This is a genomic window from Serratia sp. (in: enterobacteria) (assembly GCF_051654945.1).
GTDB lineage: Bacteria > Pseudomonadota > Gammaproteobacteria > Enterobacterales > Enterobacteriaceae > Chania.
In genome coordinates, this window is sequence record NZ_JBOFZA010000067.1 from 194,217 (window position 1) to 218,470 (window position 24,254).

Genomic DNA, 24,254 nt, shown 5'->3' on the forward strand with positions numbered 1-24,254 from the left:
ATTTTTCCCCTTTCTTCGAAGGCTGATGGGGCAAGACATCCCTGTCTTACCCAAGGCTTAAAGTCAGAACTTCTCAATAACGGTACGGCTGATTATTTCGTCCTGAACTTCTTTGCACAGCTCAACGAAGTAGGCGCTGTAACCGGCGACGCGGACGATCAGGTCGCGATATTTTTCGGGTTCCAGCTGTGCCTGTTTCAGCACTTCGTTATCCACGTAGCTGAACTGCATCTGGCCGTTGCCCAGAATGGAGGCAGTACGCAGCAGGGTGATCAGCCCGTTTTTACCTTCCGGCGTATCAAGCAGCCCTTTGAGGAACTTGAAGTTGTGCACCATGCCGATGTTCATGGTTTCCACGTTCATCTTGCTGACGGACTTGATGATGGCAGTTGGGCCATGTTTGTCCGCACCCTGCGTCGGGCTGATACCGTCGGAAAGCGGCATCCAGGCCAGACGGCCGTTTGGCGTGGCGGCGGTCAGTTCACCGATCGGCGTGTTGTTGGAGATCGACAGGGTGCCGTGGCTCAAGGTGGAGTAGAGCATCTTGTACTTGCGGCACTCACGCTCGGTCCACTCGGTGATGTCCAGCGCGTACTGATCTACCGTGTCATCGTCGTTGCCGTACTTCGGTGCGTTCAGACAGTCGCGGCGCAGTTGTTCAAAGCCTTCAAAGTTGGCCAGCAGCGCGTCACGGATCTGCTCCAGGGTGTATTTGCCATCCTGATAAACCAGCTTGCGGATCGCCGCCATGGAGTCGACATAGGTGGCCAGACCGGAGAAGATCAGCCCTGGGCCGTGGTTGACTACTGCGCCACCGGCGGCCACGTCCTTACCTTGTTCCATACAGCCTTCAACCAGCAGCGACATCAGTGGTTTAGGCGCCACGTCGCGGTGCACACGCTGGCTGATCACGGTGCCGATCGCCGACAGTTTGACGATGTGCGCGATCTGCGCCTTCACCGCGTTGTCGAAGTCTTCGTAGGTTTTCAGGGTGTTCAACTCACCGGTATCCAGCCCCTGGTAGCTGTCGAACAGCACCATGCGGCCACGGTTGAGCACGAACTCGATGGCGATTGGCCACTGGGTATAACCGGTGGAGGTCCACTGATAGATACGGCCGGATTTTTGCGGCTCCACGCAGCCCATCAGGCAGTAATCGCGTGCGTCTTCAAAGTCGAAGCCCTTGCGCAGCATCATCTTGATGTGTGAATCATCAAAGTGGCAGGCCGGGAAGCCCATACCCGCTTTCACCACGTCGACGATCTTCTCCATATACTTCTGCGGAGACTGGTTGTGGATACGACAGGCCAGCGATGGCTGGTACACTTTGACAAAGCGTACGGCGTCCATAATCAGGTAGGTCAGGTCGTTACAGGCGTCGCCGCCGCTGCGTTTCTGCCCACCGATGGTCAGGTTGATAAACGGCTGATAACCGGCGAAGTATTTGGCACCCAGCTCGCTGGACATCCACATCAGTTCGGCACACTTGATGATGAAGGCCTGCAACAGCTCCAACGCCTGTTCCTGCGTCACACGGCCAGAGGCGATATCGGCCTGATACATCGGGTAGCAATACTGATCCAGACGGCCCAGCGACAGCCCGGTCTGGTTCTCTTCCACTTCAAACAGCGATTCCACCGTCCAGATACTTTGCAGCGCTTCTTGCAGCGTTTTCGGCGGGTTGGCCGGCACGTTTTCGTTGGTTTCGGCAATGGTCAGCAGTTCGGTACGGCGCGCCGGATCCTGCTCAACCGCGGCCAGCTCACGGGCCTTGTCGGCGATGCGTTTGGCATAGGCAACTACGCCGTCACAGGTTTCGATTGCCGCCTTGTAGAAGTAGATCTTGTCGATATCTTCCGGGTTTTCCATGCTCAGGGTAGCGAGGTGCTGTTGGGCATCGGCCTTGATACCGTTCATCCCTTTGGTGAACAGCAGAATGTCGTAACCTGGGCAGGTATCACCGCCGCCGTTGATCTGGTGGTAGGAGAGGTCGCTGACAAAGGTTTCGCCGCTGAAGGCCCAAACGCCGGCTTCGCGGTATTGCGCTTCGCAGATCTCGTCGAGCGAACGGCCTTCCCAGAACGGCACGATCTCTTCGCGGATTGTCTTCTTGTCGGCTTCGGAGATGACAAATGGATCCTGTGGACGGGTGCCCATGGTATCCAGTTCGTCACGCACCCAACGCCAGGCGATATCCGGTGAGAATGCCCCGGCACGCGGTTTTCCGCACGGATGGCCGACGATTAGCTCATCTTGCTGGATCAGGATCGGCGCGGTTTCGCAGGCGGCACGGAAAGACTTGGCGCGCAGCAGAATGGTTGGCAGACCCGGGTTGTTTTTCGCCATTTCGGTAAAGGTAATGGCGCGATAGATCGAGACGCTTGGGCGGGCATCGAGGTAGTTGTCACGCAGGCGTTGCAGGCGTGGCGTCAGCCCTTCCATCAGTTTGTGCGTCGCGACGTCTTGCGGCGAGGCTGCCACGAACGGTGCCGATGGTGCGCTGTACTCTGGGCGTACACCGGCAAGGCCAGCGAACAGTTTCACCTGTAGGTTGCTGTTCAGCGCCATCAGATTGCTGCGTGCGGCCAGCAGCATGGCAGACAGATCGTTGATCACCAATGCCGGGTCGTCGAGGCGCACGCCGTGCAGCAGGGCGTCAAACATCGGGTAACCGTCCAGTTCACGCGGCGCGCGCACTTCGGAGAGCTCACACAGTTTCAGCCACAGGCACTCAACGATTTCGTAGGCCTGTTCCGGCGTCAGCACGCCACGGGTGATGTCTTGCTGATAGAAGCTGTACAGCAGCTTGTCGAAGCCGCCTGGGTAAACCGCGTAACTGCCGTTTTCCAGATGCAGGGCCAACTGGAAGAAGTAGAACGACTGGCAGGCTTCTTTAAAGCTGGTGGCGCCGTAGGCCGGCACTTTTTTCAGCATCGCGGCTGCTTCTTGCAGTTCCGCCTTGCGGTACGGATGATTTTCTACCGCCGCCATGTTCTCTGCTTTGCCAGCCAGTTTCTGGGCCAGATGCATCGCCGCATTGCAGGCGTAGATCATGGCGCGGCACTGGTTAACCTCATCCAGTCCAGAACGGCTGACGGCGCTGCCGATGCTTCTGGCGCGGTCTTCCATTTCGGCTTCAATGGCGAACAGCCCTTTGGTGATCACCGCCAGATAGTCCGGCGAAGTCTGGCCCAGGGCGGTGAAGGCCGAAGGACTACGCAGCTCGCTTTCGCTGTGGAATACGGCGGCGCGCGGGGTGGAGGATTGGCTACCGATGATCAGCTCGTCGGGGCCGATATAGCCAGGCAGTTGCTTGACCAGCTCATTGAACAGCTTGGCATTCTTGACCAACTGCGGCATGCCGCCCACATCGCCACCCAGCGTTTCCAGAATGGCGGCACGTTCGGTGCTGATGGTGCTGTTTTGGGATAAGAGTCTTTCTGCCAGCATTTTAACGCGTGGCGTCAGTGCATAATGGGCCATGTTCAAATCTCTCCTGATGTCCTTCGGTTTTCGCTAAATCCGGCAAAATCCGTTAACTAGATGATGAGTGCATTATTGAAGCTGTAGCGGGCCGCCGTTGTAGGCGAGGCGGAACAGTTTCTCCAAATCGGCCGCGTTAACCTCGCGCGGGTTGGTTGGCGTGCAGCTGTCGTGTAGCGCCTGCTCGGCCAGTTCACCAAGGCAAACCTGGAAGCGATGTTGCTCCACTCCTGCGGCTTGCAGATTGGCGGGAAGCTGCATTTCCTGTTTCAGCGTTTCGATCGCCACCAGCAGACTGTTGACGCCATCACGTACCGAGGTGCTTGGTAGCCCCAGAAGGCGCGCCAGGGCGGCATATTTGTGCGCGGCCGGGGTGTCGCAGTTGCCGTCAAAATCGGCATTGAATGCGACCACCGTTGCCATCAGCAGCGCATTGGCTCGGCCATGCGGGATGCCAAACATACCGCCGAGGGCGTGTGCCAGGCTGTGGGTAATACCCAGCGAGGCGTTGGTAAATGCCATCCCGGCCATGCATGAGGCGTTGTGCATTTTTTCACGTGCCGGCAGATCGCCCCCTTGCTGGTAGCAGGTCAGCAGGTGGCCAAATACCATCTGCACCACCTTTTCGGCCATCGCATCGCTGAAGTCGCTGGCCTTGCGGGAGACATAGGCCTCCAGCGCGTGGCACAGCACGTCCATCCCGGTATCGGCGGTAATGCTGGCCGGTACCGACTTCACCAACTGAGGATCGAGGATGGCGATGTCGGGCAGCATGAATTCGTCCACCAACACCAACTTTTTGCTGCGGGACTTGATCACCGAGAAGCTGGTGACTTCGGAGCCGGTACCGCTGGTGGTGGGGATGGCGACGAAACAGGGCTTGCTGCGGCCGCTGTCTTTGCGGCAATGCCACAGGGCATACATCACCGCCTTGGCGGCATCGATCACCGAGCCGCCACCCAGGGCAATGACCAGATCCGGATAGTCGTCATCCATCAGCTTCATGCCGCTGACGATAGCGGAGATATCCGGGTCGGAGGCCACATCGTCATACTGACGGCAGCGGATCTGCTGTTGTTGCAGCAGGTTGGTCACCCGCTCGGCCAAGCCAAACTTCACCATCGCCCGATCGGTGACCAAAAACGCCGAGCGTCCTGGCAGGCCGTTCAGTGCGAGCAGCGCATCCTCACCGAAGTGGATTTTTGGCTTAATCAGAAACTCATTCATGCGACTTCCTCTTACTCTTAACGCTCCCGGTGAACCTTCTCGACAATGGCAACGATCGACATGGCCTTGTAGCGGTCTTTACTCAGTGCGAAATACTCTTCCACCAGCACCAGATCGTTTTCACCGGCACCGACGCTGTCGACGGCCACGTAGGTGCGATCTTTGATGGCTTCCAGGTCGTCACCCAGCGCCGTGACCAGCAGCAGGTTGCTGCCGCGCAGTTCGTCGCTCTTCTGTGTGGCCACCACATGGCCGGTTACCTTTGCGAGGATCATGTTTTCACCCTTGGTTGATGTGTTACCGGGACAGACGTCCAAGCACTTCAGTAATGATCCGTTCAACGTTCTCTTCGGTAATGTCATTGGCCGCGGCGTTAACCACTGCGCGGGTGACTGCCCCGAAACGATCGTCGCCCTGGGCATACAGCGGTGCCGGTGCGGCCTGCGGGGCTACCGCCGCCGTTGGGGCAGCAAAGCGGTTATCATCGAAGATGCTGGTGCTATGGCGGGTTGGAGCGCTGCACGGCTGAGCCGCCGGTTGAGGCTGGCGCAGATCCTCGATGCTACGTACGCCATAGCCGACTTTGCGCACGTTCAGCAGGTTCATCGGCCCGACGTTATCGGAGCTGGAGCCACCGCCGACGGCACCGCAGCCGAGCGTTAACGCAGGTATAAGATTCGTGGTTGCGCCAATGCCTCCCAGCGCGGCGGGCGTATTGATCAGGATACGGTGCACCGGTTTTTGCAGCGCAAACTCGCGGATCACCTGCTGGTTCTGGGTGTGGATCACCAGCGTATGCCCCAGCCCTTCGTTGGTGAGCAGTTCCACCACGCGGTCGCAGGCGCTCATCCAGTCTTCTTCGATGTACAGACCCAGCACCGGACAGAGTTTTTCACGTGCATACGGGTTTTTACGCGAGACGCTGTTTTGCAGCGAAATCAGCACCCTGGTGGTCGCAGGTACGCAGAACCCGGCGCGTTCGCTGAGGTAGATGGCGGTCTTGCCTACCACTTCAGGATTGATCATGCCGTTCGGACGCAGCAGGATATTGGCCAGGCGGGCCGACTCTTCGTCGTTCATGAAGTAGCAGCCCTGAGCCAGCAACTCGTGGTGTACGTCCTGATAGATGCACTTTTCCACGATGATCGACTGCTCGGAGGCGCAGATCACCCCGTTATCGAAGGTCTTGCTGGTGATGATGTCTTTCACCGCCTGCTTGATATTGGCGCTGCGTTCGATAAACGCCGGGCCGTTGCCTGGGCCGCCGCTGATGGTTGGCGTGCCGGAGCTGTAGGCCGCACGTACCATACCCTCGCCGCCGGTGGCCAGGATCAGCGCGACGTCTTTGCTGTGCATCAGGGCTTTGGTCGCTTCCAGCGTCAGCTGGGTCAGGCCGTCAACGATACCTGCCGGGGCACCTGCCTGGAGGGCCGCCTGCTTGACGATCTCAATCGCCCGCTGGCTGCACTGACGCGCATTAGGGTGCGGGGAGAAAATAATAGCGTTCCCGGCCTTCAGCGCAATCAGGGTTTTATAGAAAATGGTCGAGGTCGGGTTAGTCGATGGTACCAGGGCGGTAATAACCCCCAACGGGACTCCCACGTCCATCACTTTATTCTGCTGGTCGTCACGAATAATACCGACGGTCTTTAAGTCTTTAATATGCTCAAAAACTTTTTCTGAAGCGAAAATGTTTTTTAACACCTTGTCTTGCCAATTGCCAAAGCCGGTTTCTTCATGCGCCATCTTGGCCAATTCTTCGGCATGCCGTGCCGCTTCGTTGGCAATATGTTTGATAATGCCGTCGATTTTTTCTTGTGAATATTTGGCAAACAGCAATTGCGCCTGTTTGGCATTTTTAATCAGCGTACGCGCCTGCTGAATGGATTGTAAATCCGGATCTAATGTGGTCATTAGTCTATCCCCTGAATAGGAGTTTAATTTTTTACTTGTTGTAACCGGGTAGAGTACTTATTTGCCACCGCCGGTAATCAGGCTCAATTACGCCTTATGCTGTGAGGCAATTTTCTCAATATCATTATGTGGACGCGCAATAACCCGTGATGAAATCACTTCGCCAATCCGGCTGGCCGCTTCAATACCGGACTCCACCGCCGCGTTAACGGCACCCACGTCGCCTTTCACCATCACGGTGACCAGGCCAGAGCCGACGTTCTCATAGCCAATCAGTTCAATGTTGGCGGCCTTACACATGGCATCGGCGGCTTCGATAGCTGGCACCAACCCTTTGGTTTCGATCAATCCGAGTGCATCTTTCATCGGTGAATTCCTTGTTATTCGGTGATTTTGTACTGCGAAATGATTTTCTGGATATCGTTATGCGGACGGGCAATCACCAGTGAGGTGACCACTTCGCCAACGCGTTTGGCCGATTCAATACCGGAATCCACCGCCGCCTTGACCGCACCGACGTCGCCTTTCACCATCGCGGTAACCAGGCCGGAACCGACGTTCTCATAGCCGATCAGTTCCACGTTGGCCGCTTTACACATCGCGTCGGCAGCTTCAATGCAGGCCACCAGCCCTTTGGTCTCAATCAATCCTAATGCGTCACCCATGATCCGTTCTCCTTGATGCGTCGTTACGCTTTGTGCTTAATCACGATTTTATTGATGTCATTATGTGGACGGGCGATAACCAGTGAGGTCACCACTTCACCCACACGCTGCGCGGATTCCACACCGGAATCGACGGCGGCCTTTACTGCACCCACGTCACCTTTCACCATGGCGGTAACCAGGCCGGAACCTACGTTTTCATAGCCGATCAGTTCTACATTGGCCGCCTTGCACATGGCATCAGCCGCTTCAATACAGGCCACCAACCCTTTGGTTTCGATTAAGCCTAATGCATCACCCATTGTTGTTTCCTCCACAAAGCCGGTTTATGAGTTGTCATCTGCTGCGCCGTGCGGCCATGAAAGGATCAAGGTTTCCGACGGCTAAGGGCACTATACCCCTCCAAGAGTTATTCAAAATATAAATTCAGTAATCGATATCTATTTAGTTTTTTATTCTGATTTGTGGCGCGAATTTATCTTCTGTTTATCTGTTTGCTCTGATAATCAGCTTGGTAATAGTTCCGCTGCCTAGCCGAAATCACCCGGTTTTGGCATTCACTGTGCGCCGGAAAACAATGTTAAATCTATGGTTATAAAATGCTTTTTTTAGGTAGCGGGGTGGCTTGCAGACTGTGGAGTAGCGCAGGTTTTTTTCTCCTCACCCTAACCTTCTGCCGCAGAGAGAGGGGACCGAATGTGCCACATCTTGTCTCCTGTACCTGACTGCGGCTTTGGGATCGCTCCCTATCCCGAAAACATGTGGTCATAGGAGATCGGGTTGGTACCTTGGATGAGGGGGAGTGTTAAGTGACAGGCAGTTGTAGCGATGGGAATGTTGGGTTAAAAAGACCTGGCGGATTTAATCTAACTGGCTGCCGGGTTTCAACGCGCAGACAAACAGCGGGGAGTTGATGGAGCTGAGTAACACGGTGTCGGCATTGATTTTCTCCATCGCCAGCTTCAGGCCGTCATGGCTGTCCGACATTTCACGCATAAAGTAATCAAAAATCACATCGGGCGACTGATCGATAGAGGACTTGCTGGCGACCCAGCGGTTGATCTGGTAATAACGCACGCCGGGGGAAATCCGCTTACTGGTATAGTCAAACTGGACGTAGCGTTGTAAATAAAGCCAGCCAGCCGTCGAGTCTGAATATCCCTCCACCACGATGGAGCCTTGTCCTTTGGCATTAAAATTAAAGTGAACGTTGACGTTAACGGATTCGGTTACGATATCTTCAAAATGCATAATGGCTTTGGTCGAACAGTTTAAGGCATCATCGCGCCAGATAACATTATGCTTGACGGTGATAAATAACGAGACCAGCAGCAATATGATAGAGACGGCAAAAAGCCTTCTCCCCCAGCCGATTTTTTTCATAATTTATTTCCATGAATAATAAAAATAGTTATCGCAGTAGCTGAATGTATTATCTTGATGTTTGGCGCAGTGTGCGAGAAACGTTCGGCCTAAACCGTTGGATTGCAGCTTGTCACCATAAAAGAACAGAAAGCGCTCGTCCTTATCATACTTTATTTTTTTATGTTCTTTGACGGCAATAAAGTTTTTCAGGTAATTCTCGCGCATTCTTGGATTTATCATGGTGTCGGTAGACAACACCTCAATGGGTTCCTGCGCGACGGAGGTGAAGGAGAGAGGGGTCAGGCTGCCGTTGTTACTCCATGACCAACCGACCAGCGCCATAGCCAGTAGTGAAATTGCCGCGCCGGCATATCCCCAGTAGCGATCGTTGCCGGTTACGGCCTCCGCTACCGGTACTGGCTCTGGGGCAGGTTCGGCAGGCGATTCACCTTCGCTGGCATGCATCACCGGGTGTAGCAAGGAGTCATCGATCACTTCGATCGTCAGCTCCGGGTTGATTTCCAGCCTGCCACGCGCCACGGTAACGATCACGTTCTCGATGCCGTAACGGCGAAAGGCCTTGCGCAGGATGCTCAGGTACTGATTCAGGTTGCTGTTGGAGGACATCAGCCCGTTGTCGTCCCAGACCCTTTGCATCACCGTATCGCGGCTGATCACACCAGGATGCTGGATCATAAAAAACAGCAGGGCGTTGGCGGTGATCGTGAGCTGGCTATCTGACTTACCGTCATCGTCCAGCTTCAGCGAGCCTTCGGTGGCATCATAAATAAGAAAGGCATTAATTTTATATTTCATTATCGCCCCTGGGTGATTGGCTGACCGCGAACCGGGGAGGTTAAAATTCCTCGAAGGTCATTGCCGCCAGCCTCGCCACCAATGCATGCCGTTCTTCTGACGTCATAGTGACTCCTTCCGTGAGTTCAGACAGCCATAGGCCGTCTGCACCATAGCGCACCAGATTACCCACGTAGCTGCGATCCAGTTCATCGGCATTGGCCAGATGTTGCAGTACCCAATCGCGCCAGCATTTACGCAACACGGGTTCATCCGGCATGGCCAGTGACAGCAGGGCCAATTGACGGCTGGTGTCGGTTTCGCTAATGCCAGCCAGATACATCAGATAGGCCCGGGAGAAGCGCCCGCGTGGATTATCGTCTGCGGCCATTAACGCAATAATGCCGCGATCCATCACGGCCAACAGGCGAATAAACAGCGCGTGGATCAGCTCCTGCCTGCCGGGAAAGTGGTGCAGCAACCCGCCCTTGCTGACCCCTGCCTGCTTGGCGACGGCGTTGAGTGACAAGGCGGCGATCCCGTTTTGGGCGGCAATGATACTGGCGGCTTCAAGTAACTGTTCTTGCAGCCGTTCCGGATCTTTTTTGCGATGTACGTAGGTGTTCATGCGGCGATCATACCGACCAGCCGGTATGTTAAATTTGATCGAGGTCAATCCGCTACCCGTAAAGGTCAGACCAATCCTGAATAATGCTAACCAGGTCAAACTATTTTAGTTATCAAGGTATTAGGAAAGTTTTTACTAGCTTAATCGGGCCGCTGATGCTCCAATCAGGAAAATTGCTCTAGCCTCAATAGCTGTAACTGTTGCTCAACCACCTGTAGAACTTTGTTAAGTTGTTGGATATTCAGGCTACCAAAGCCAAAAAATAGCACCGATGGATGACCGAACTCAGCCCAGGCAGATTCTGAACCGTTCGCCAGCTCCGGCAAGGTGTCAAAACGAACTCCACCCTGAAGACAACGCTGGCGCAGTTGCTGAATAAAATCGGCGCAAAGCGGAGTCAATAGCGTCAGATGCAGACCGGCAGCGTGGCCCCAGATTTTACCTTCTGGAAACAGCCGTTGCAGCCCCTGACGCAATACCTGCTGGCGTGCTTGGTATTCGCAGGTCAACTTGCTTAGATGGGTATAAAACACCTGCTTACGCATAAACTCGGCCAGGAACTGCTGTAATAGCCAATTGCTGCCGCTGTTGCTCAGCGCTTTCATATTCTGCACCGAAGGCAAAATAGCTGCGGGGCAAACCAGATAGCCCAGGCGGATCCCCGGTCCCAGGGTTTTTGAAAAAGTACCGGCATATATCACCCGGTCCTGGCTATCCATGACCTTGAGTGGAGGCAGGGGCTTCCCTTCCCAGGAAAAGACCGCATCATAGTCATCCTCGATCACGTAAGCACCCACCCGTTGTGCCCAAAGTAACAGGGTCTTACGCCGTGAGAGGGAAAGTTGGCTTCCCAGCGGATACTGATGCGAAGGCGTGACATAGCACAATTGCGTGGGGCGTTCAGGGAGATGTGATACGCGCAAGCCCTGCTTATCAACGCTGACCGGGGTGATCTGTGCCCCGTAATAATTGAACAGATGCCAGGCACCGGAATAGCAAGGGGACTCGGTGACCACATGGCAGGGGACCCGGGGTTGGCCCGTTTTGTTAAGCACAAAGAGCTGGGTTAATAACGAGAGTCCCTCCTGAACACCGTTGGTAATGATGACGTTTTCTGGCTGGGTATCGATGCCACGCGAGAGGCGTAAATAACGCACGATTTCCTGGCGCAGCGATAGCAACCCCTGAGGAGAGTGGTAGCGAGTGACCAATTGCTCTTTGAGAAAGGAAGGCAGATTGTTCCATTTGCGCCAGCTTGCCCACGGGAAAGCATTGGGGTCTGGCAGGCTCACCCGACAATAAAGCTCTGTCGTTGGTTGACTGTAGAGATCGTTTGGCACGCTTGCGGCCACCAGCCTGGTTGGGTCTGGCCCTTTGAAGTAGGGAATTTTATTTACAACGGGTTGCAAAGGGCGATCAAACACCACTTGATAACCAATGCCCGGACGGCTTTTGATATAGCCGCTGGCCACCAGCTTTTCATAGGCAAGCACCACGGTGATCCGGGCGACCTGTAATCTGCGTGCCAGTTCGCGGATGGAGGGCAGCATATCGCCAGCAACGCACTCCCCGCAGCCAATGGCCTGGTAATAGTATTGAAAAATCTGTAATTGCAGGGGCGTATCACCACCCCTGTCTAATTCGATTTGCCACATAACATGCTCTTGAACGCCAGTCTCATCCCTGCACCTTACTCTAAGCTTGCCAGGCAAGCGTTGACCCTAAACATAGTGCGTCATCTGGCCCCATCACCGCCCCCGGCCGTATCTATTTGCTTGCCTGCCTTGTGCTTTAGCGTAGCGGCTAAATAACGAGTACAGAGGCAACATAATCATGTCGTGGATACGTAACAGGTCGCTCTGGCTGATGATGGCTGGAGCCGTAGTGATGTTGGTTTTGCTGTGGGGCGGTTGGCAAGGTGTGCATCAAACAAGCTCAACCGAATTCTGTTTATCCTGCCACACGATGAGCACGGTAGGGCAGGAATACCAACAGAGCGTTCATTTTAAGAATGCCTCCGGGGTGCGGGCCGAATGTGAGGATTGCCATATCCCGCCGGGGATCATGCCGACCTTATTGCGCAAAGCCGCCGCGTTGAACGATGTCTATCACGAATTTATTTCCCCTTCGATCGCCACACCGGAACAGTTTGAGAGCAAACGTGCGGAACTGGCCCAGCGGGAATGGGCACGTATGACCAAGAACCGCTCCGCCGCCTGCAAATCCTGCCACAGCTATGATGCAATGGATCACGCCAAACAGTCCTCTGATGCAGCGGTGCAAATGAGCTCGGCGGCGCTTAAAAACAGTAACTGCATTGATTGCCACAAGGGCATTGCGCATCACAAACCGGACATGAGCCAAGGGTTTCGCAGCCAGTTTAAAACGCTGCAAAGCCAGAGCACGATCCTGCCTACGGCCACCACGTTGTATTCCCTTGGGGAGAAGCCATTGAGCGCTTCCCCCAACGAACCGGCAGACAAAGCCTTGCTGATGCCCGCGACGCAGGTCAGCGTGCTGCAAAAGCAGGGGGACAAGGTTCAGATCCAGATTATGGGCTGGCGTGAGAGTGCAGGACGTGGGCGTGTCATCACGCAGTACCCGGGTAAACGGGTGTTTGCCGCCGTGTTGGATCCTACATTGCTACCTACACTCAAGATCCTGCAAAGCCAGATCGATCCAGCCTCTCATCAAGAGTGGCAACAGGTCAGCGTGGTGGCCTGGACCTCGGCCGACGGCTTTACCGCCAGCCTGGAGCCAGTGTGGCAATACGCCGATCAAATGTTGCAATCCACCTGTAGTGCCTGCCATAGCGTGCCGCCGGCGACCCGCTTTAACGCCAACGGTTGGATCGCCGGGTTGAAGGCCATGTCCAGTTACTACCGTCTGGCTCCGCAGGAAGAACGGACGCTGTTGAAATACCTGCAAACTCACGCCAGCGATACCGCTGACGGTGCCAAAAATCAAACCAAGGAGTAATCATGGATATCAACGATTTCAATCCCTCCCGGCGCAGGTTTATCACCGGGGTCCTGGCCGCAGGCACGGCCAGCATGCTCGGAACCCATCCGCTGCTCAGTAAGGTTTGGGCTGCTGATGAAACCGCTGAATTGTGGATCCAATCGGGATCGCACTTCGGGGCCTTTGAAGCCAAAGTGGTCAACGGGGAATGGCTTGATACCCGACCATTTAAACAGGATAAATATCCGTGTGAGATGCTGAAGGCAGTGCGTGAAATCGTCTACAACCCGTCGCGAGTACGTTACCCCATGGTACGGCTGGACTGGCTGCGCAAGCGAGAGCAATCCGATCGCAGCCAACGGGGTGATAACCGTTTTGTGCGGGTGAGTTGGGATCAGGCGCTAGATTTGGTGTACCAGGAGTTGGAGCGGGTACAAAAAAATCAGGGTTCCTCTGGCGTATTCACCGGGCTGGCGGACTGGCAGATGATTGGTAAGCTGCACAAAGCCGGTGGTGCGATGGATCGGGCGCTTGGTCTGCACGGCAGCTATGTGACCACCGTGGGCGACTATTCGGCGGCGGCGGCACAGGTGGTGTTGCCCCATGTGATGGGATCGCTGGAAGTCTATGAACAGCAGACTTCACTGCCCCTGGTGATTGAAAACACCAACCTCATCGTGTTGTGGGGCTGCGATCCGATCAAAAACTTACAGATCGAGTACCTGGTGCCCGATCACGATCCTTTCGGCTACTGGCAGCAGATCAAAGAACGCGTAGAGCAAGGAAAGATACGGGTGATCAGCGTTGATCCAGTGCGTAGTAAAACCCAAAATTATCTCGGCTGCGAACAGTTGGCGCTGAACCCGCAGACGGACGTGGCGCTGATGCTGGGGGTGGCGCACACGCTGTATCAGGAAAAAATTTATGACGCGGCGTTTATCAAGGATTATTGCGTGGGCTTCGAGGTATTTCTCCCTTATCTGCTGGGGGAAAAGGATAAGCAACCGAAAGACGCCGAGTGGGCGGCGGGCATTTGCGGGCTGACTGCCGACCAGATCCGCGACTTTGCACGCCAGTTGGTGAAAGGAAGAACCCAGTTTATGGGGGGCTGGTGCGCGCAACGTATGCATCACGGTGAACAATATCCGTGGATGTTGGTGGTACTGGCCAGCATGGTTGGACAGATCGGCTTGCCCGGTGGTGGCGTCGGCTTTGGCTGGCATTACAACGGCGGTGGTACCGTGACTTCACTTGGCCCGGTACTTTCCGGATTAGGCAGCCTGAGCAATCCACCCCCTCCGATCCATGCCGCCGATTTCCGTGGTGCCTCCGAACATATTCCGGTGGCGCGCATCATCGATTGTCTGTTGTCTCCGGGCAAGACCGTGGAATTCAACGGTGAAACGCTCACCTATCCCGATATCAGAATGGCGATTTACAGCGCTGCCAACCCCTTCCATGCCCAGCAGGATCGCAACCGCATGATCGAGGCCTGGAAAAAGCTGGAGACGGTCGTGGTGTTGGATCACCAATGGACCGCATCCTGTCGCTTTGCCGATATTGTACTGCCGGTAACCACACGCTATGAACGCAACGACATCGAACAGTTTGGCACCCATTCCAATAAGGGGCTGATGGCGATCCGCCAGGTAGTGAAACCCCAGTACGAAGCCCGTCACGACTTTGACGTGTTTACCGGGTTATGCCAGCGTTTTGGCCGTGATGAGGTGTACAGTGAAAAACGTAGTGAAATGCATTGGATTAAAGCTCTGTATGAAGAAGGCGTGAAACAGGGCGAGGCGATCGGGGTGAGAATGCCTGACTTTGCCACGTTCTGGAATGGCGAAGGCTATGTCGAGTATCCGGCTGGACAACCCTGGGTACGCCACGGCGACTTTCGTGAACAGCCAGATCTTAACCCACTCGGAACGCCGTCTGGCCTGATTGAGATCTACAGCCAAACCATTGCCGACTTTCATTATGAAGATTGCCCCGGCCATCCAGTGTGGATGGAGCCTTTCGAGCGCAGCCATGGGGGAAAAGGTGCAAAGCATTATCCGCTGCACCTGCAATCCTGCCACCCGGACAAGCGATTGCATTCGCAGCTGTGCTCCAGCGATAGCTACCGGGCGACCTATGCAGTGGCGGGGCGTGAACCGTTATACATCAGCCCGGAAGATGCCAAGGCACGTGGCTTGAAAGCGGGTGATGTCGCGCGGGTATTTAATGCTCGTGGGCAGGTGTTGGCCGGGGTGGCGATCAGCCCAGACTATGCGCCAGGGGTGGTACGGATCCATGAGGGTGCCTGGTACTCACCGCTCGTGGGTGGCAAGGCGGGTACGCTCTGCACCTATGGTGATCCCAACGTGTTAAGTGCCGATATCGGTACCTCCCGGCTGGCACAGGGCACTTCGGCTCATACCGCGCTGGTTCAGGTAGAGCGTTACCGGGGGGAACTGCCAGCCGTTAGCGGATTTGGTGGGCCACAAGAGGTTAAACCGTCAGCCGAAGAGGCACCTCATGCCACTGCTTGATGAAATGGCCCGCCAGCGGGCCACGATTTACCGTTGGTTTTCTCAACTGCTGTTTCAGGAATTGACCGATGAGGGGCTGCTCAATTTACGCCATAAGCAAAGCCTGATGTTATTAAACGCCCTCAAATTGATCCCTGAACTGTCGTTGCTGGTCAGCCAGTTTCAACGGCGGCTTCGGGCGGCGCTAAAGCGTGAGGAGCGTCAGTTGGAGCTGGCGGCGGACTTTGCTTCGCTGTTTTTACTGCCGTCACCAGCGGGCGTTTCCCCTTATGGCGGGCATTACCCGCATACCTCCTCGTCGCAAGAGCGCCAAACTTTGCGGCAATGGCTGGTCGATTATCGGCTCGTTCCGCAGAACAATGAGGCGGCGGATCACGTGGCCGTGCAACTGGCGTTGACGGCTAAGCTAATTGAAGAGGGCGTCGATCTGGGGCAGCAAATGGATTTTTTACAACGACATCTGTTGAGCTGGCTACCGCTATTGGCCAAACGCTGTTGCCAACGCGATAGCTTTGGCTTCTATGCTGCCATGATAAGCGTGATAGCCGGTTTTGTGGAGCAAGATGTGTTTTGGCTGGATGCCTGCTTGCCTGTAACTGCCTGATAAGAGCGCCGGACGCAGACGATCGCATCCGGCCAAATACTTCACAGCAGCCAATCCAGTATCAGAACACCAACCAGGCTAATGGCCCAGGCGATAGTCGTAGGTACTGACCAGACCATCATCTGTTGCTTGACGTCCTTGATGCCCATCATCCGGTTGACCACCCAGAACATGCTGTCGTTAAAGTAGCTGAAGAACAGCGCGCCCATGGTGGCGGCCTGCGCGGCGGCGAGCATATTGACGCCGGGCAGCTGGCTAACGATGGGGGCAGAGATGGAAGCGGCGGTGATCATGGCAACCGTACCCGATCCCTGAATCAAACGCACTAACGTAGCAATAAAAAAGGGGATCAATACCGGCGACAGCGGCAGGTTGGCGACGTGCTGTGCCAACAAAGTACCGGTGCCGCTTTCGCGTAACACCGCTCCCAACGCCCCACCGGCACCGGTCACCAGCAAGATAATCCCGGCGGTCTGTAACCCTTCCTCCAGCCGTTCCAGCGTTTCGTGCTTATCAACTTTGGGCATCAGGGTGTAAACCGCCAGCAGCACGCTGATAGCCAACGCAATCACCGGTGCTCCAAGGAAGGCAAAGACTTGCCCCCACAGGCTATCCCCCAGCCAGGCCATCCCTTCGGACTTGGCCAGCATGTTGTTCACCGCGTTGATAAAGATCAGCACGATGGGCGCGACGATCGGCAGCAGCGATAGCGTCAGGCTCGGCAGCGCCTTGGCCTCTTTTTCGGCCAGATAGCGCTGGTGGGCGGCTCGCAGATCTTCCGGCTCCTCCTCCTGGTTATCCGGCATAAAATCCGGGTAATAGGTGCCCAGCCAGCGCGCATAGATTACGATGCCGATCACGCAAGGAATGGCCAACACCAGCCCGGCCAGCATCATGGCGCCGATATCCACGCCGAAGATCCCTGCGACGCCTAATGGGCCTGGAGTCGGTGGTACTGCGTGGTGGGTAATGATCAGACCGCCAGCCAAGGCGACGCCGAGCGTCAGCAGATTGCGCTGGCCTTTTTTCGCCAGCGCCTTGACCAACGGATAAAGGATCACGAAGGCGGAATCGACGAAGATCGGAATACTGACGATATAGCCGGTGATCGCCAACGCCCACTCTTCGCGCTTCTTACCCAGCCATTTGATAAAGCTGAAGGCGATCTGCTCCGCCGCGCCGGAGACTTCCAGTACGCGGCCCATCATCACCCCCAGACCAATCACAATCCCGATGCTGCCGAGCGTGCTGCCAAAGCCTTTGGAGATGGTCTCTACCGTTTGCATGGCGCTCAGCCCGCCGCTGATCCCGGCGATAGAGGCCGCTGCCAGCATGGCGATCAGCGCGTGCACCCGGGTGCGTAATACCAGAAACACCAGCACGAATACGGCCACCGCCAGGCCAATGATGGGAGTATAAAGCGCCATAATCAGCTCCCTGCCTGCGGCATCTCATCGTGCATAAAGGCGCGGATCACCTGCTGGAAGTTCTCATCGACGCAGAATCCCAATGCCAGTGCACGCTGTACGTCGAAGTTACCCGGCCAACTGGCGACAATGCGGTTGATAGCCTCATCCGGCACAAAGCTCACCCTGACACGAGCCTGCTCACCGGCCACTTCGCCCAGTGCGGCCAGCATCTGTTGCACCGTGACGCTGATGCCAGGCAGGTTGACGATGCGTGAGGTGCCGAACTGCGCGGCGGGCAACGTGGCGGCATGGATAAAGTTACCCACCACGGTGCCTGGGCTGGAAAGCCACAGCGCCAACTCAGGGGAAACCGGACAGACCGAAGGCTCACCGTGCAGCGGTTCACGGATGATGCCGCTGGCAAAGGAAGAAGCCGCCTTATTGGGCTTGCCAGGGCGCACGCTGATGGTGGGCAGACGCAACACCCGCGCATCGACAAATCCTTTACGGGCGTAATCGTTGATCAACAGTTCACACAAGGCCTTTTGCGCCCCATAGGAGGACTGTGGCTTGACGGCGCAATCATCGGTGACGGTTGCCGGAAGCTGGCCGCCAAACACCGCTAGCGAGCTGGTGAAGATAAACTTCATTGCAGGGGCATTGTGGCGAGCGGCCTCCAATAGCTGGCGGGTCGCATCAAAGTTCACCTGCATCCCGAGATCGAAGTCGGTTTCCGCATGGCTGCTGACGATGGCGGCCAGATGAAACAGCACGCTGCAATCGCTATCGACCAACTGCTCGGCAGCGCTGGGTTGGGTAAGATCGAGCGCCAGGCAGCGGACTCGAGGATCGGCAACCGGAGCGTCAGGCTGCTGGATATCTGCCAGAACCAGTTCGTCAAACGGCAATGTCGTGTTGTCTTGCAGTAATGCGGCAGCCAAACGCTGACCCAAAAAACCGGCTCCACCGGTGATGATGATCTTCATGGTTATGTTCCTTTTCCTGTAGGGGATTGTGGTTATCAGAGGTTGATGTTGTGTAGCCGCACTCCACGTTCCTGGAGTTGTTGCAGCGTTTCTGGCGGTAGGGCGGCATCGCAGATAATGTCGTCGAGTGCCGTCAGCGGGCAGACACGAAACATGCCGTACTTGCCGTATTTACTGCTGTCGGAGACCAGCACCTTGCGCCGGGCCACGTCCAGCAGTGCCTGCTTCACCAGGACTTTTTCTTCATGCGGAGTGGAGACGCCATGTTCCAGATCCCAGGAGCTGGTGCTGATAAAGGCCACGTCGATATTCAGCGTGCGTAACAGCATGGCGGCGCAGCTGCCGACGCAGGAATAGTTACGTTGATCGACCCGCCCGCCGGTATGAAACAGATTGAGCTGCGGGCGGTTCATCAGGTGCTGGATAATGGAAAAGTCGTTGGTGACCACGGTCAGGTTGAAGCGTTCCGCCAGTTGGCGGGCGATCTCGAAGCTGGTAGTGCCGGCATCCAGATAGACCACCTGGCCATCCTCAACCAGCCCGGCGGCATACTTGCCGATGGCCCGTTTTTGCCGGTGATGCAACTGGGCCTTCTCCTTGTAGGCCAGCTCTTGGCGTAGCGCGTCACTCAAGCGCACGCCGCCGCTGACGCTGATCACCTTGCCTTCCTCTTCCAGTTGGTGGATATCGCGCCTGACGGTCATATGTGAAACGCTCATCAACTCAGCCAGGGCCACGATGGTGACCAACTGATACTCATGTACATAGCGATAGATAAAATCGCGGCGTTCCGATGGGATCATGCTCGTCTCCGGGTCGGTAGCGATGGTGCCGCTGGGGGCTGTTATTTTTTGTTATGCCATTCATGTTTCATCATTTGATTTAACAAATAAACGATGGGTATCACAGAACTTTGGCTCTTGCTGGAGGAGGGTTTTTTATGAAAATTATTTATTATTCAATTTGTTAGTTATTATTTTTGTGATTAAGGGAGTAACAGAAGGTTGTGATGAAAAGTGTGATGTGTAACAAAAAAGTGCAGAAAGTTCCCTTTGGGGGGAGCGCCGCATCAATGGGCCAGCTCGATCGGCTTCCTCTCCCTGTGGGAGAGGGTTGGGGTGAGGGGAGGATCGCAGTAGTTGATGGAGTAAGATCAGGACGATAAACCAGCATTTTGCGCCTAGAAAATCGACGCCTGACGTTTTTTTCAACATTCAACTCGTTGAATGCTTGATAAGTGTTGCGCGAGGCAAGTGGGAAGGTATAATGCCCACGTTTTCCGCATACTACTTCAGTGCCGAAGTGGCGAAATCGGTAGACGCAGTTGATTCAAAATCAACCGTAGAGATACGTGCCGGTTCGAGTCCGGCCTTCGGCACCATAAGTATGTTCGAGAACGTCCGTAACAGTCCGTAAGTTACTAAAATTAAAGCCGAAAGGCTTTTTTTTTGGTCTGAATACGTCCGAGTACATCCGTTGACATCCAGATCTTTTGGGGGTCACAATGGGGGTCAGCTCGGTTCGATAAAGGTTTGACCCCCAATTTATGGCAATAACAGACGTAGCAGCCCGCACAGCAAAGCCTCGCGACAAAGAATACAAAATCACTGACTCCCACGGTTTATACCTTTTAGTCAAACCAAACGGCTCAAAACGCTGGTATCTAAAATTCCGCCACGAAGGTAAAGAAAGCCGCATTGCCTTTGGTGCATACCCGATTGTGACGCTGGCGAAAGCACGTGAAAAACGTGATGAAGCAAGAGCATTGTTGGCTGATGGGATTAACCCAAGCGCTCAAAGAGAGACAGACAAAGATCAAGCTTTGGCTGAAACGCTCACTTTTGAGAAGGTTGCCCGCGATTGGCATGCCACGAATAGGCGTTGGTCTGAAGGCCATGCCCTACGAGTGATGCGAGACTTAGAGCTTAATGTCTTCACTGTGATCGGTAAGCGTAATATCGCTGACCTGGAAACCAGGGATCTACTTGTGCCGCTGAGAGCGGTTGAAGCAAGTGGCCGCTTAGAGGTTGCCTCCAGATTACAGCAGAGAATCACCGGCATCATGCGTTTCGCGGTACAAAGTGGGCTTATACCCCGCAATCCCGCCCAGGATTTAGCGGGTGCTATTGCAACGCGTAAAGCGGTACATCGACCTGCATTACCATTAGAACGCCTCCCTGTCTTTCTTACTCGCCTTGATACCCATAAGGGCCGAATACTAACCGGTCTAGCGGTTAGGCTGACCCTATGCGTTTTCATCCGCTCCAGTGAATTACGTTTTGCTCGTTGGGGAGAGATAGATTTCAAGAAAGCGCTTTGGACTATACCTGCGGAGCGTGAAGCTATTGAAGGTGTTAAACATTCTCACCGTGGTTCTAAAATGCGTACAGTCCATTTGGTGCCGCTTTCAAAGCAAGCAATCCAATTATTGGAGCAAATCCTTGAGCTTTCAGCGGGAAATGACTTGGTTTTCCCTGGCGATCATCATCCACATAAGCCAATGAGTGAAAATACAGTGAATAAAGCACTGCGCTCCATTGGCTACGATACACAAACGGAAGTATGCGGCCATGGTTTCAGGGCTATGGCTTGCAGTGCCTTAGTTGAGTCGGGATTGTGGTCGCGGGACGCTGTTGAGCGCCAGATGAGCCACCAGGAACGCAACGGGGTAAGAGCAGCATACATTCACAAAGCCGAGCATCTAGAAGAACGTCGCCTCATGGTGCAGTGGTGGGCCGATTATTTGGATGTGAATCGCGAACGCCATATTACGCCGTATGCATTTGCAAACATCACAAAGCAGGCACAGCAAACTAAGCCAGAAAAAAAAGATTTATAGAAAAACTAGTCACACTGTTCACTTTTGATTTTTATCTATATAAATCATTGCATTAAAGGGTGATGAGTTTTCCGGGAACTGTGCACAACTCTTCACTCCAGTGTGAACAGTCCCGATCCGCGAACACAACACCAGCCGGAACGTTGCCACAAAAAAGATTTATAGAAAAACTGGTCACACTGTTCACTTTTTGTATTTTATTTATATAAATCATTACATTAAAGGGTGATGAGTTATCCGGGAACTGTGCACAACTGTTCACTCCAGCGTGAACAGTGGCGATCGGCAAGCACAAAAAAACCGGCCGGAGCCGGTTTTGCCGTTGTTGTGAAAGGGGGGAGCTAAAGGCCCGCCAGCTGGCCGGAAGGATAACCGATACATTTTCCCTGGTGTTGGATTGTATGCGGTTTATACAAGGGACTATAAATGCCTCAATGCGGCAGCGTCCAATGGGTTCGGCAGATCAATAGCCGCATATTGATCGGTGAAAACGATCGTGACCGCGTTCACTCAGTGGGCTTCACACTTGGGTAGCCAATCGGCCTCACAATCCTCACTCAGTACCAGGTTGGTCTGTATCCCCTGGTTGGTCTTGCGCTTAAGCAAGGTGATCTCGTATTCGCGCAAGGTCTGCGGTATGGCGCGTCCGAACGCGGTCAGATTGAGTGGGTATTTGTGCCCTCGGGCCTCCATATAAGACAGGTAAGCGTGATACAGATATTTACGCGGGTTGGCGGGCACAATATTGGCGTTTCCCATATACAGGCCGTGGGGTTCACTCTCTTCCAGCAGGTAGCCACAAAAATCAACCAGCGGATCGGCACTGCGCTTGATCTCCAGGGCTTCATCCGAGTGTTGTTGCGCCTGGAGCAGATCGCGGGCGTCGTTCGGATTGGCAAAACGTTGCATCAGATGCCGCACAATCACCGCCAGTTCGCCGGTGATTTTGGTCAGGAGCTGCGGATCGCGTTCATGGGTCGGTATCACTTCCGGGAACGGCAGGATCACCCGGCGACGGGATACACCGCCGCTGCGGTCACTGAATTGCATCGGGTTGTTGTTCACCGCCAGGATCACCGCCGGGATATGGGTGGAGTAGCCATCACGGTATTTCGGATCGATGGCGACGGCATCACCGCCGGTGATCGCCTTGATACCCGCCCCGTCACCGCTCCATTTCTCCTGGTCAGGCAGGATTATCAGCGAGAACCCGACCACCGAGGCCCGATCCCGCGAGGATTCCAGCGTATCGATAGAGGCCGAGGTGGTGTTGTCTTTCCCCGCCAATAGGCTGGCGATCGAGGCCATCACGCTCTTACCGCTGCCGCCCGGCCCGGTCACTTCCAGGAACATCTGCCAGTCATAGCGGTTGGCCAGCACCATAAAGAGCGCCGCGAGGATACGTTCCCGTTTGTCGGGTTGCTGTCCGGCGGCCCGCGTCAGCCAGCGCCAGAAGTGCGGCGCGTGGTCGGCCAGATTTTCCCCTGCCTTGGGTGGCGTGTAGTCCACGCTGTTCACGGTGCGTAGCCAGTGGGTTTTCTGGTGGGCGCTAAACTGGCCGGTGACGGTATCAAACACCCCATTACGAAAGCCGATCAACTGGCGGGCCGGGGTGCCCATCTGTGGCACCATCAGTTTAAGCGTATCCAGAACGCTGCCGATCCCCGAGGCCGAGAACGGGGCGCGGATTTTCTGGAACAGAGCGGCAATTTCTCGGCTAAGTACCCGGTAAGGCAATACCTGCCATGCGCCGTTCTCATAGCGGCACAAATCTTCCCCCACCGGCGGTACCGCCAGCAAGTGCTGGTAATGTTCGGCCAGCAGTGCGGCTTTCTCACTGGCGCTCATGGCTTTCAGGTCGGCATCGCTGAGGGTGTCGAACGGGCTAGGGTGCTGCGGTAGGTTAAACGCCTGCAACTGTGCCAGGGTAGGGAGTTTGCCCTGTTGCTGATAGAGATCGTTCCAGTCACCGATCATCGGCGGTAATGCCAGTGTAGCGCCGGTCAGTTGGGCGGCCTCGGTGGCGCGAGTTTGGCCGGTGCCGTTCTCGTCATTGTCGGCGGCCAGCAACAGCAATGCATCCGGGTATTGTGCGCGCAACTGTTGCGCCAGGGCGGGCAGGTTATTGGCACTGAGCGCAATACAGACGCTTTCCCCGGTCAGTTGATGCACAGTCAGCCCGGTCGCGTAGCCTTCCGTTAACCAGATCACCGTATTATCCGGCCCGGCCAGAGAATGGCAGGCATCTTTGACCTGCCCTCCGGCCAGGGTGCGCTTGTCGCCTGCGGTGTTGATCAACTGGACGTTAACCACTTCTCCGGCGGCATTGGTCAGCGGTAATAGCAGATCACCGGGTTGATAGGTGATACCGCCCACGCGCAGAGGCTTACCCTGTAAGGTCAGGGTGTCCACATCCGGCCAGCCTTTGCGGATCAGGTAGGCATTGCCTGCCTGGGGGACGGCGGCGGCCAACAGTTGGCGGGCCTGTTCGGCTGCCTGTTGCCGGGCCTGAGTTTTATCCTGTTGGCTATCCGGCACCGGTAACGGGGCGTATGAGGTGTTGCCCAATACCCCGGCCACCTTACTGGCGGCCTCTTTGGTGGTCACCGCCAGCGCCTTTTCGACCAGTGACAGACCATCCCCGCCGCCGCACTGGTTGCAGAACCAGGTTCCGCGCCCTTGCTGGTTGTCGAAGCGAAAACGGTCTTTACCGCCGCATACCGGGCAAGGCTGCGCCCGGCCCCCGGCGGTAATGTGAATGCCCAGGGCAGGAAGTAATACCGGCCATTGGCCGGTTGCTGCACGTGAGGTATGTGAAACGTTTAATAGCGTCATCGTCGCCCC

19 protein-coding genes and 1 tRNA gene are annotated in these 24,254 nt (G+C 55.4%); 5 read left to right on the forward strand and 15 right to left on the reverse strand.

From position 1 onward, the window contains the following. Positions 1-63: 63 nt before the first annotated feature. From cutC to ACRDCA_RS10010, 11 genes are all read right to left on the reverse strand, one after another. On the reverse strand, positions 64-3,483 hold the full coding sequence (gene cutC, locus ACRDCA_RS09960) for a choline trimethylamine-lyase (protein WP_438689363.1): 3,420 nt from the start codon (positions 3,481-3,483) through the stop codon (positions 64-66). A gap of 72 nt (positions 3,484-3,555) precedes the next feature. Then, positions 3,556-4,710 (reverse strand): 1-propanol dehydrogenase PduQ, encoded by a 1,155-nt coding sequence (locus ACRDCA_RS09965; protein WP_438689364.1) that lies wholly within the window; start codon positions 4,708-4,710, stop codon positions 3,556-3,558. 17 nt (positions 4,711-4,727) lie between these two features. Beyond that, positions 4,728-4,985, reverse strand: a complete 258-nt coding sequence (locus ACRDCA_RS09970; protein ID WP_021179125.1) for a EutN/CcmL family microcompartment protein — start codon at positions 4,983-4,985, stop codon at positions 4,728-4,730. Between the two features lie 22 nt (positions 4,986-5,007). After that, on the reverse strand, positions 5,008-6,624 hold the full coding sequence (locus ACRDCA_RS09975; RefSeq protein ID WP_438689365.1) for an acetaldehyde dehydrogenase (acetylating): 1,617 nt from the start codon (positions 6,622-6,624) through the stop codon (positions 5,008-5,010). An 87-nt stretch (positions 6,625-6,711) separates the two neighbouring features. Continuing rightward, the gene (locus tag ACRDCA_RS09980; RefSeq protein WP_021179127.1) at positions 6,712-6,990 is read right to left on the reverse strand and encodes a BMC domain-containing protein; all 279 of its coding nucleotides are present in this window, start codon (positions 6,988-6,990) and stop codon (positions 6,712-6,714) included. Positions 6,991-7,004: 14 nt separating this feature from the next. Beyond that, positions 7,005-7,289, reverse strand: coding sequence for a BMC domain-containing protein (locus ACRDCA_RS09985; protein WP_021807825.1), 285 nt, complete (start codon positions 7,287-7,289; stop codon positions 7,005-7,007). A 23-nt stretch (positions 7,290-7,312) separates the two neighbouring features. Further along, complete coding sequence (locus ACRDCA_RS09990) at positions 7,313-7,591, reverse strand: BMC domain-containing protein (RefSeq protein WP_004249182.1); 279 nt, start codon at positions 7,589-7,591, stop codon at positions 7,313-7,315. Between the two features lie 559 nt (positions 7,592-8,150). Then, entirely contained in the window at positions 8,151-8,672 is a 522-nt protein-coding gene (locus ACRDCA_RS09995; protein ID WP_438689366.1) for a FidL-like protein, read from the reverse strand. 3 nt (positions 8,673-8,675) lie between these two features. Further along, on the reverse strand, positions 8,676-9,470 hold the full coding sequence (locus ACRDCA_RS10000) for a winged helix-turn-helix domain-containing protein (protein ID WP_438689367.1): 795 nt from the start codon (positions 9,468-9,470) through the stop codon (positions 8,676-8,678). A 40-nt stretch (positions 9,471-9,510) separates the two neighbouring features. Then, a complete protein-coding gene (locus ACRDCA_RS10005) occupies positions 9,511-10,077 on the reverse strand; it encodes a TetR/AcrR family transcriptional regulator (protein WP_438689368.1) in 567 nt (188 codons plus the stop codon). 164 nt (positions 10,078-10,241) lie between these two features. Next, positions 10,242-11,732: a PLP-dependent aminotransferase family protein gene (locus tag ACRDCA_RS10010; protein ID WP_438689369.1), complete on the reverse strand. Its 1,491-nt coding sequence runs from the start codon at positions 11,730-11,732 to the stop codon at positions 10,242-10,244. A gap of 178 nt (positions 11,733-11,910) precedes the next feature. Here ACRDCA_RS10010 and torC point away from each other — a divergent pair, with 178 nt between their 5' ends. From torC to torD, 3 genes are read left to right on the forward strand one after another with little or no spacing between them, the layout of a single operon-like run. After that, entirely contained in the window at positions 11,911-13,056 is a 1,146-nt protein-coding gene (torC, locus tag ACRDCA_RS10015; protein ID WP_438689370.1) for a pentaheme c-type cytochrome TorC, read from the forward strand. A 2-nt stretch (positions 13,057-13,058) separates the two neighbouring features. Beyond that, the gene (torA, locus tag ACRDCA_RS10020; RefSeq protein WP_438689371.1) at positions 13,059-15,572 is read left to right on the forward strand and encodes a trimethylamine-N-oxide reductase TorA; all 2,514 of its coding nucleotides are present in this window, start codon (positions 13,059-13,061) and stop codon (positions 15,570-15,572) included. Further along, positions 15,559-16,176: a molecular chaperone TorD gene (gene torD / locus ACRDCA_RS10025; RefSeq protein WP_438689372.1), complete on the forward strand. Its 618-nt coding sequence runs from the start codon at positions 15,559-15,561 to the stop codon at positions 16,174-16,176. The genes torA and torD overlap by 14 nt, the downstream gene beginning before the upstream one ends. A 41-nt stretch (positions 16,177-16,217) precedes the next feature. On the opposite strand, the gene ACRDCA_RS10030 is transcribed toward torD, so the two are convergent. From ACRDCA_RS10030 to ACRDCA_RS10040, 3 genes are read right to left on the reverse strand one after another with little or no spacing between them, the layout of a single operon-like run. Further along, positions 16,218-17,606 (reverse strand): GntP family permease, encoded by a 1,389-nt coding sequence (locus tag ACRDCA_RS10030; RefSeq protein WP_438689439.1) that lies wholly within the window; start codon positions 17,604-17,606, stop codon positions 16,218-16,220. Beyond that, positions 17,606-18,571, reverse strand: coding sequence for a D-erythronate dehydrogenase (denD, locus tag ACRDCA_RS10035; RefSeq protein WP_438689373.1), 966 nt, complete (start codon positions 18,569-18,571; stop codon positions 17,606-17,608). The genes ACRDCA_RS10030 and denD overlap by 1 nt, the downstream gene beginning before the upstream one ends. Before the next feature lie 35 nt (positions 18,572-18,606). Next, complete coding sequence (locus ACRDCA_RS10040; RefSeq protein WP_025122579.1) at positions 18,607-19,374, reverse strand: DeoR/GlpR family DNA-binding transcription regulator; 768 nt, start codon at positions 19,372-19,374, stop codon at positions 18,607-18,609. Positions 19,375-19,867: 493 nt separating this feature from the next. Here ACRDCA_RS10040 and ACRDCA_RS10045 point away from each other — a divergent pair. Together ACRDCA_RS10045 and ACRDCA_RS10050 are read left to right on the forward strand one after the other, a co-directional pair. Then, positions 19,868-19,952, forward strand: a tRNA-Leu gene (locus ACRDCA_RS10045). A gap of 165 nt (positions 19,953-20,117) precedes the next feature. Then, the gene (locus tag ACRDCA_RS10050; RefSeq protein ID WP_209530443.1) at positions 20,118-21,410 is read left to right on the forward strand and encodes a tyrosine-type recombinase/integrase; all 1,293 of its coding nucleotides are present in this window, start codon (positions 20,118-20,120) and stop codon (positions 21,408-21,410) included. Between the two features lie 510 nt (positions 21,411-21,920). Here ACRDCA_RS10050 and ACRDCA_RS10055 read toward each other — a convergent pair. After that, positions 21,921-24,245: a primase-helicase zinc-binding domain-containing protein gene (locus tag ACRDCA_RS10055; protein ID WP_438689374.1), complete on the reverse strand. Its 2,325-nt coding sequence runs from the start codon at positions 24,243-24,245 to the stop codon at positions 21,921-21,923. Positions 24,246-24,254: the final 9 nt, after the last annotated feature.

Coding starts and splice junctions, on each gene's coding strand:
- cutC (WP_438689363.1), bottom strand. CDS start 3,483: ATGGCCCATTATGCACTGACGCCACGCGTTAAAATGCTGGCAGAAAGA.
- ACRDCA_RS09965 (WP_438689364.1), bottom strand. CDS start 4,710: ATGAATGAGTTTCTGATTAAGCCAAAAATCCACTTCGGTGAGGATGCG.
- ACRDCA_RS09970 (WP_021179125.1), bottom strand. CDS start 4,985: ATGATCCTCGCAAAGGTAACCGGCCATGTGGTGGCCACACAGAAGAGC.
- ACRDCA_RS09975 (WP_438689365.1), bottom strand. CDS start 6,624: ATGACCACATTAGATCCGGATTTACAATCCATTCAGCAGGCGCGTACG.
- ACRDCA_RS09980 (WP_021179127.1), bottom strand. CDS start 6,990: ATGAAAGATGCACTCGGATTGATCGAAACCAAAGGGTTGGTGCCAGCT.
- ACRDCA_RS09985 (WP_021807825.1), bottom strand. CDS start 7,289: ATGGGTGACGCATTAGGATTGATTGAGACCAAAGGGCTGGTGGCCTGC.
- ACRDCA_RS09990 (WP_004249182.1), bottom strand. CDS start 7,591: ATGGGTGATGCATTAGGCTTAATCGAAACCAAAGGGTTGGTGGCCTGT.
- ACRDCA_RS09995 (WP_438689366.1), bottom strand. CDS start 8,672: ATGAAAAAAATCGGCTGGGGGAGAAGGCTTTTTGCCGTCTCTATCATA.
- ACRDCA_RS10000 (WP_438689367.1), bottom strand. CDS start 9,470: ATGAAATATAAAATTAATGCCTTTCTTATTTATGATGCCACCGAAGGC.
- ACRDCA_RS10005 (WP_438689368.1), bottom strand. CDS start 10,077: ATGAACACCTACGTACATCGCAAAAAAGATCCGGAACGGCTGCAAGAA.
- ACRDCA_RS10010 (WP_438689369.1), bottom strand. CDS start 11,732: ATGTGGCAAATCGAATTAGACAGGGGTGGTGATACGCCCCTGCAATTA.
- torC (WP_438689370.1), top strand. CDS start 11,911: ATGTCGTGGATACGTAACAGGTCGCTCTGGCTGATGATGGCTGGAGCC.
- torA (WP_438689371.1), top strand. CDS start 13,059: ATGGATATCAACGATTTCAATCCCTCCCGGCGCAGGTTTATCACCGGG.
- torD (WP_438689372.1), top strand. CDS start 15,559: ATGCCACTGCTTGATGAAATGGCCCGCCAGCGGGCCACGATTTACCGT.
- denD (WP_438689373.1), bottom strand. CDS start 18,571: ATGAAGATCATCATCACCGGTGGAGCCGGTTTTTTGGGTCAGCGTTTG.
- ACRDCA_RS10040 (WP_025122579.1), bottom strand. CDS start 19,374: ATGATCCCATCGGAACGCCGCGATTTTATCTATCGCTATGTACATGAG.
- ACRDCA_RS10050 (WP_209530443.1), top strand. CDS start 20,118: ATGGCAATAACAGACGTAGCAGCCCGCACAGCAAAGCCTCGCGACAAA.
- ACRDCA_RS10055 (WP_438689374.1), bottom strand. CDS start 24,245: ATGACGCTATTAAACGTTTCACATACCTCACGTGCAGCAACCGGCCAA.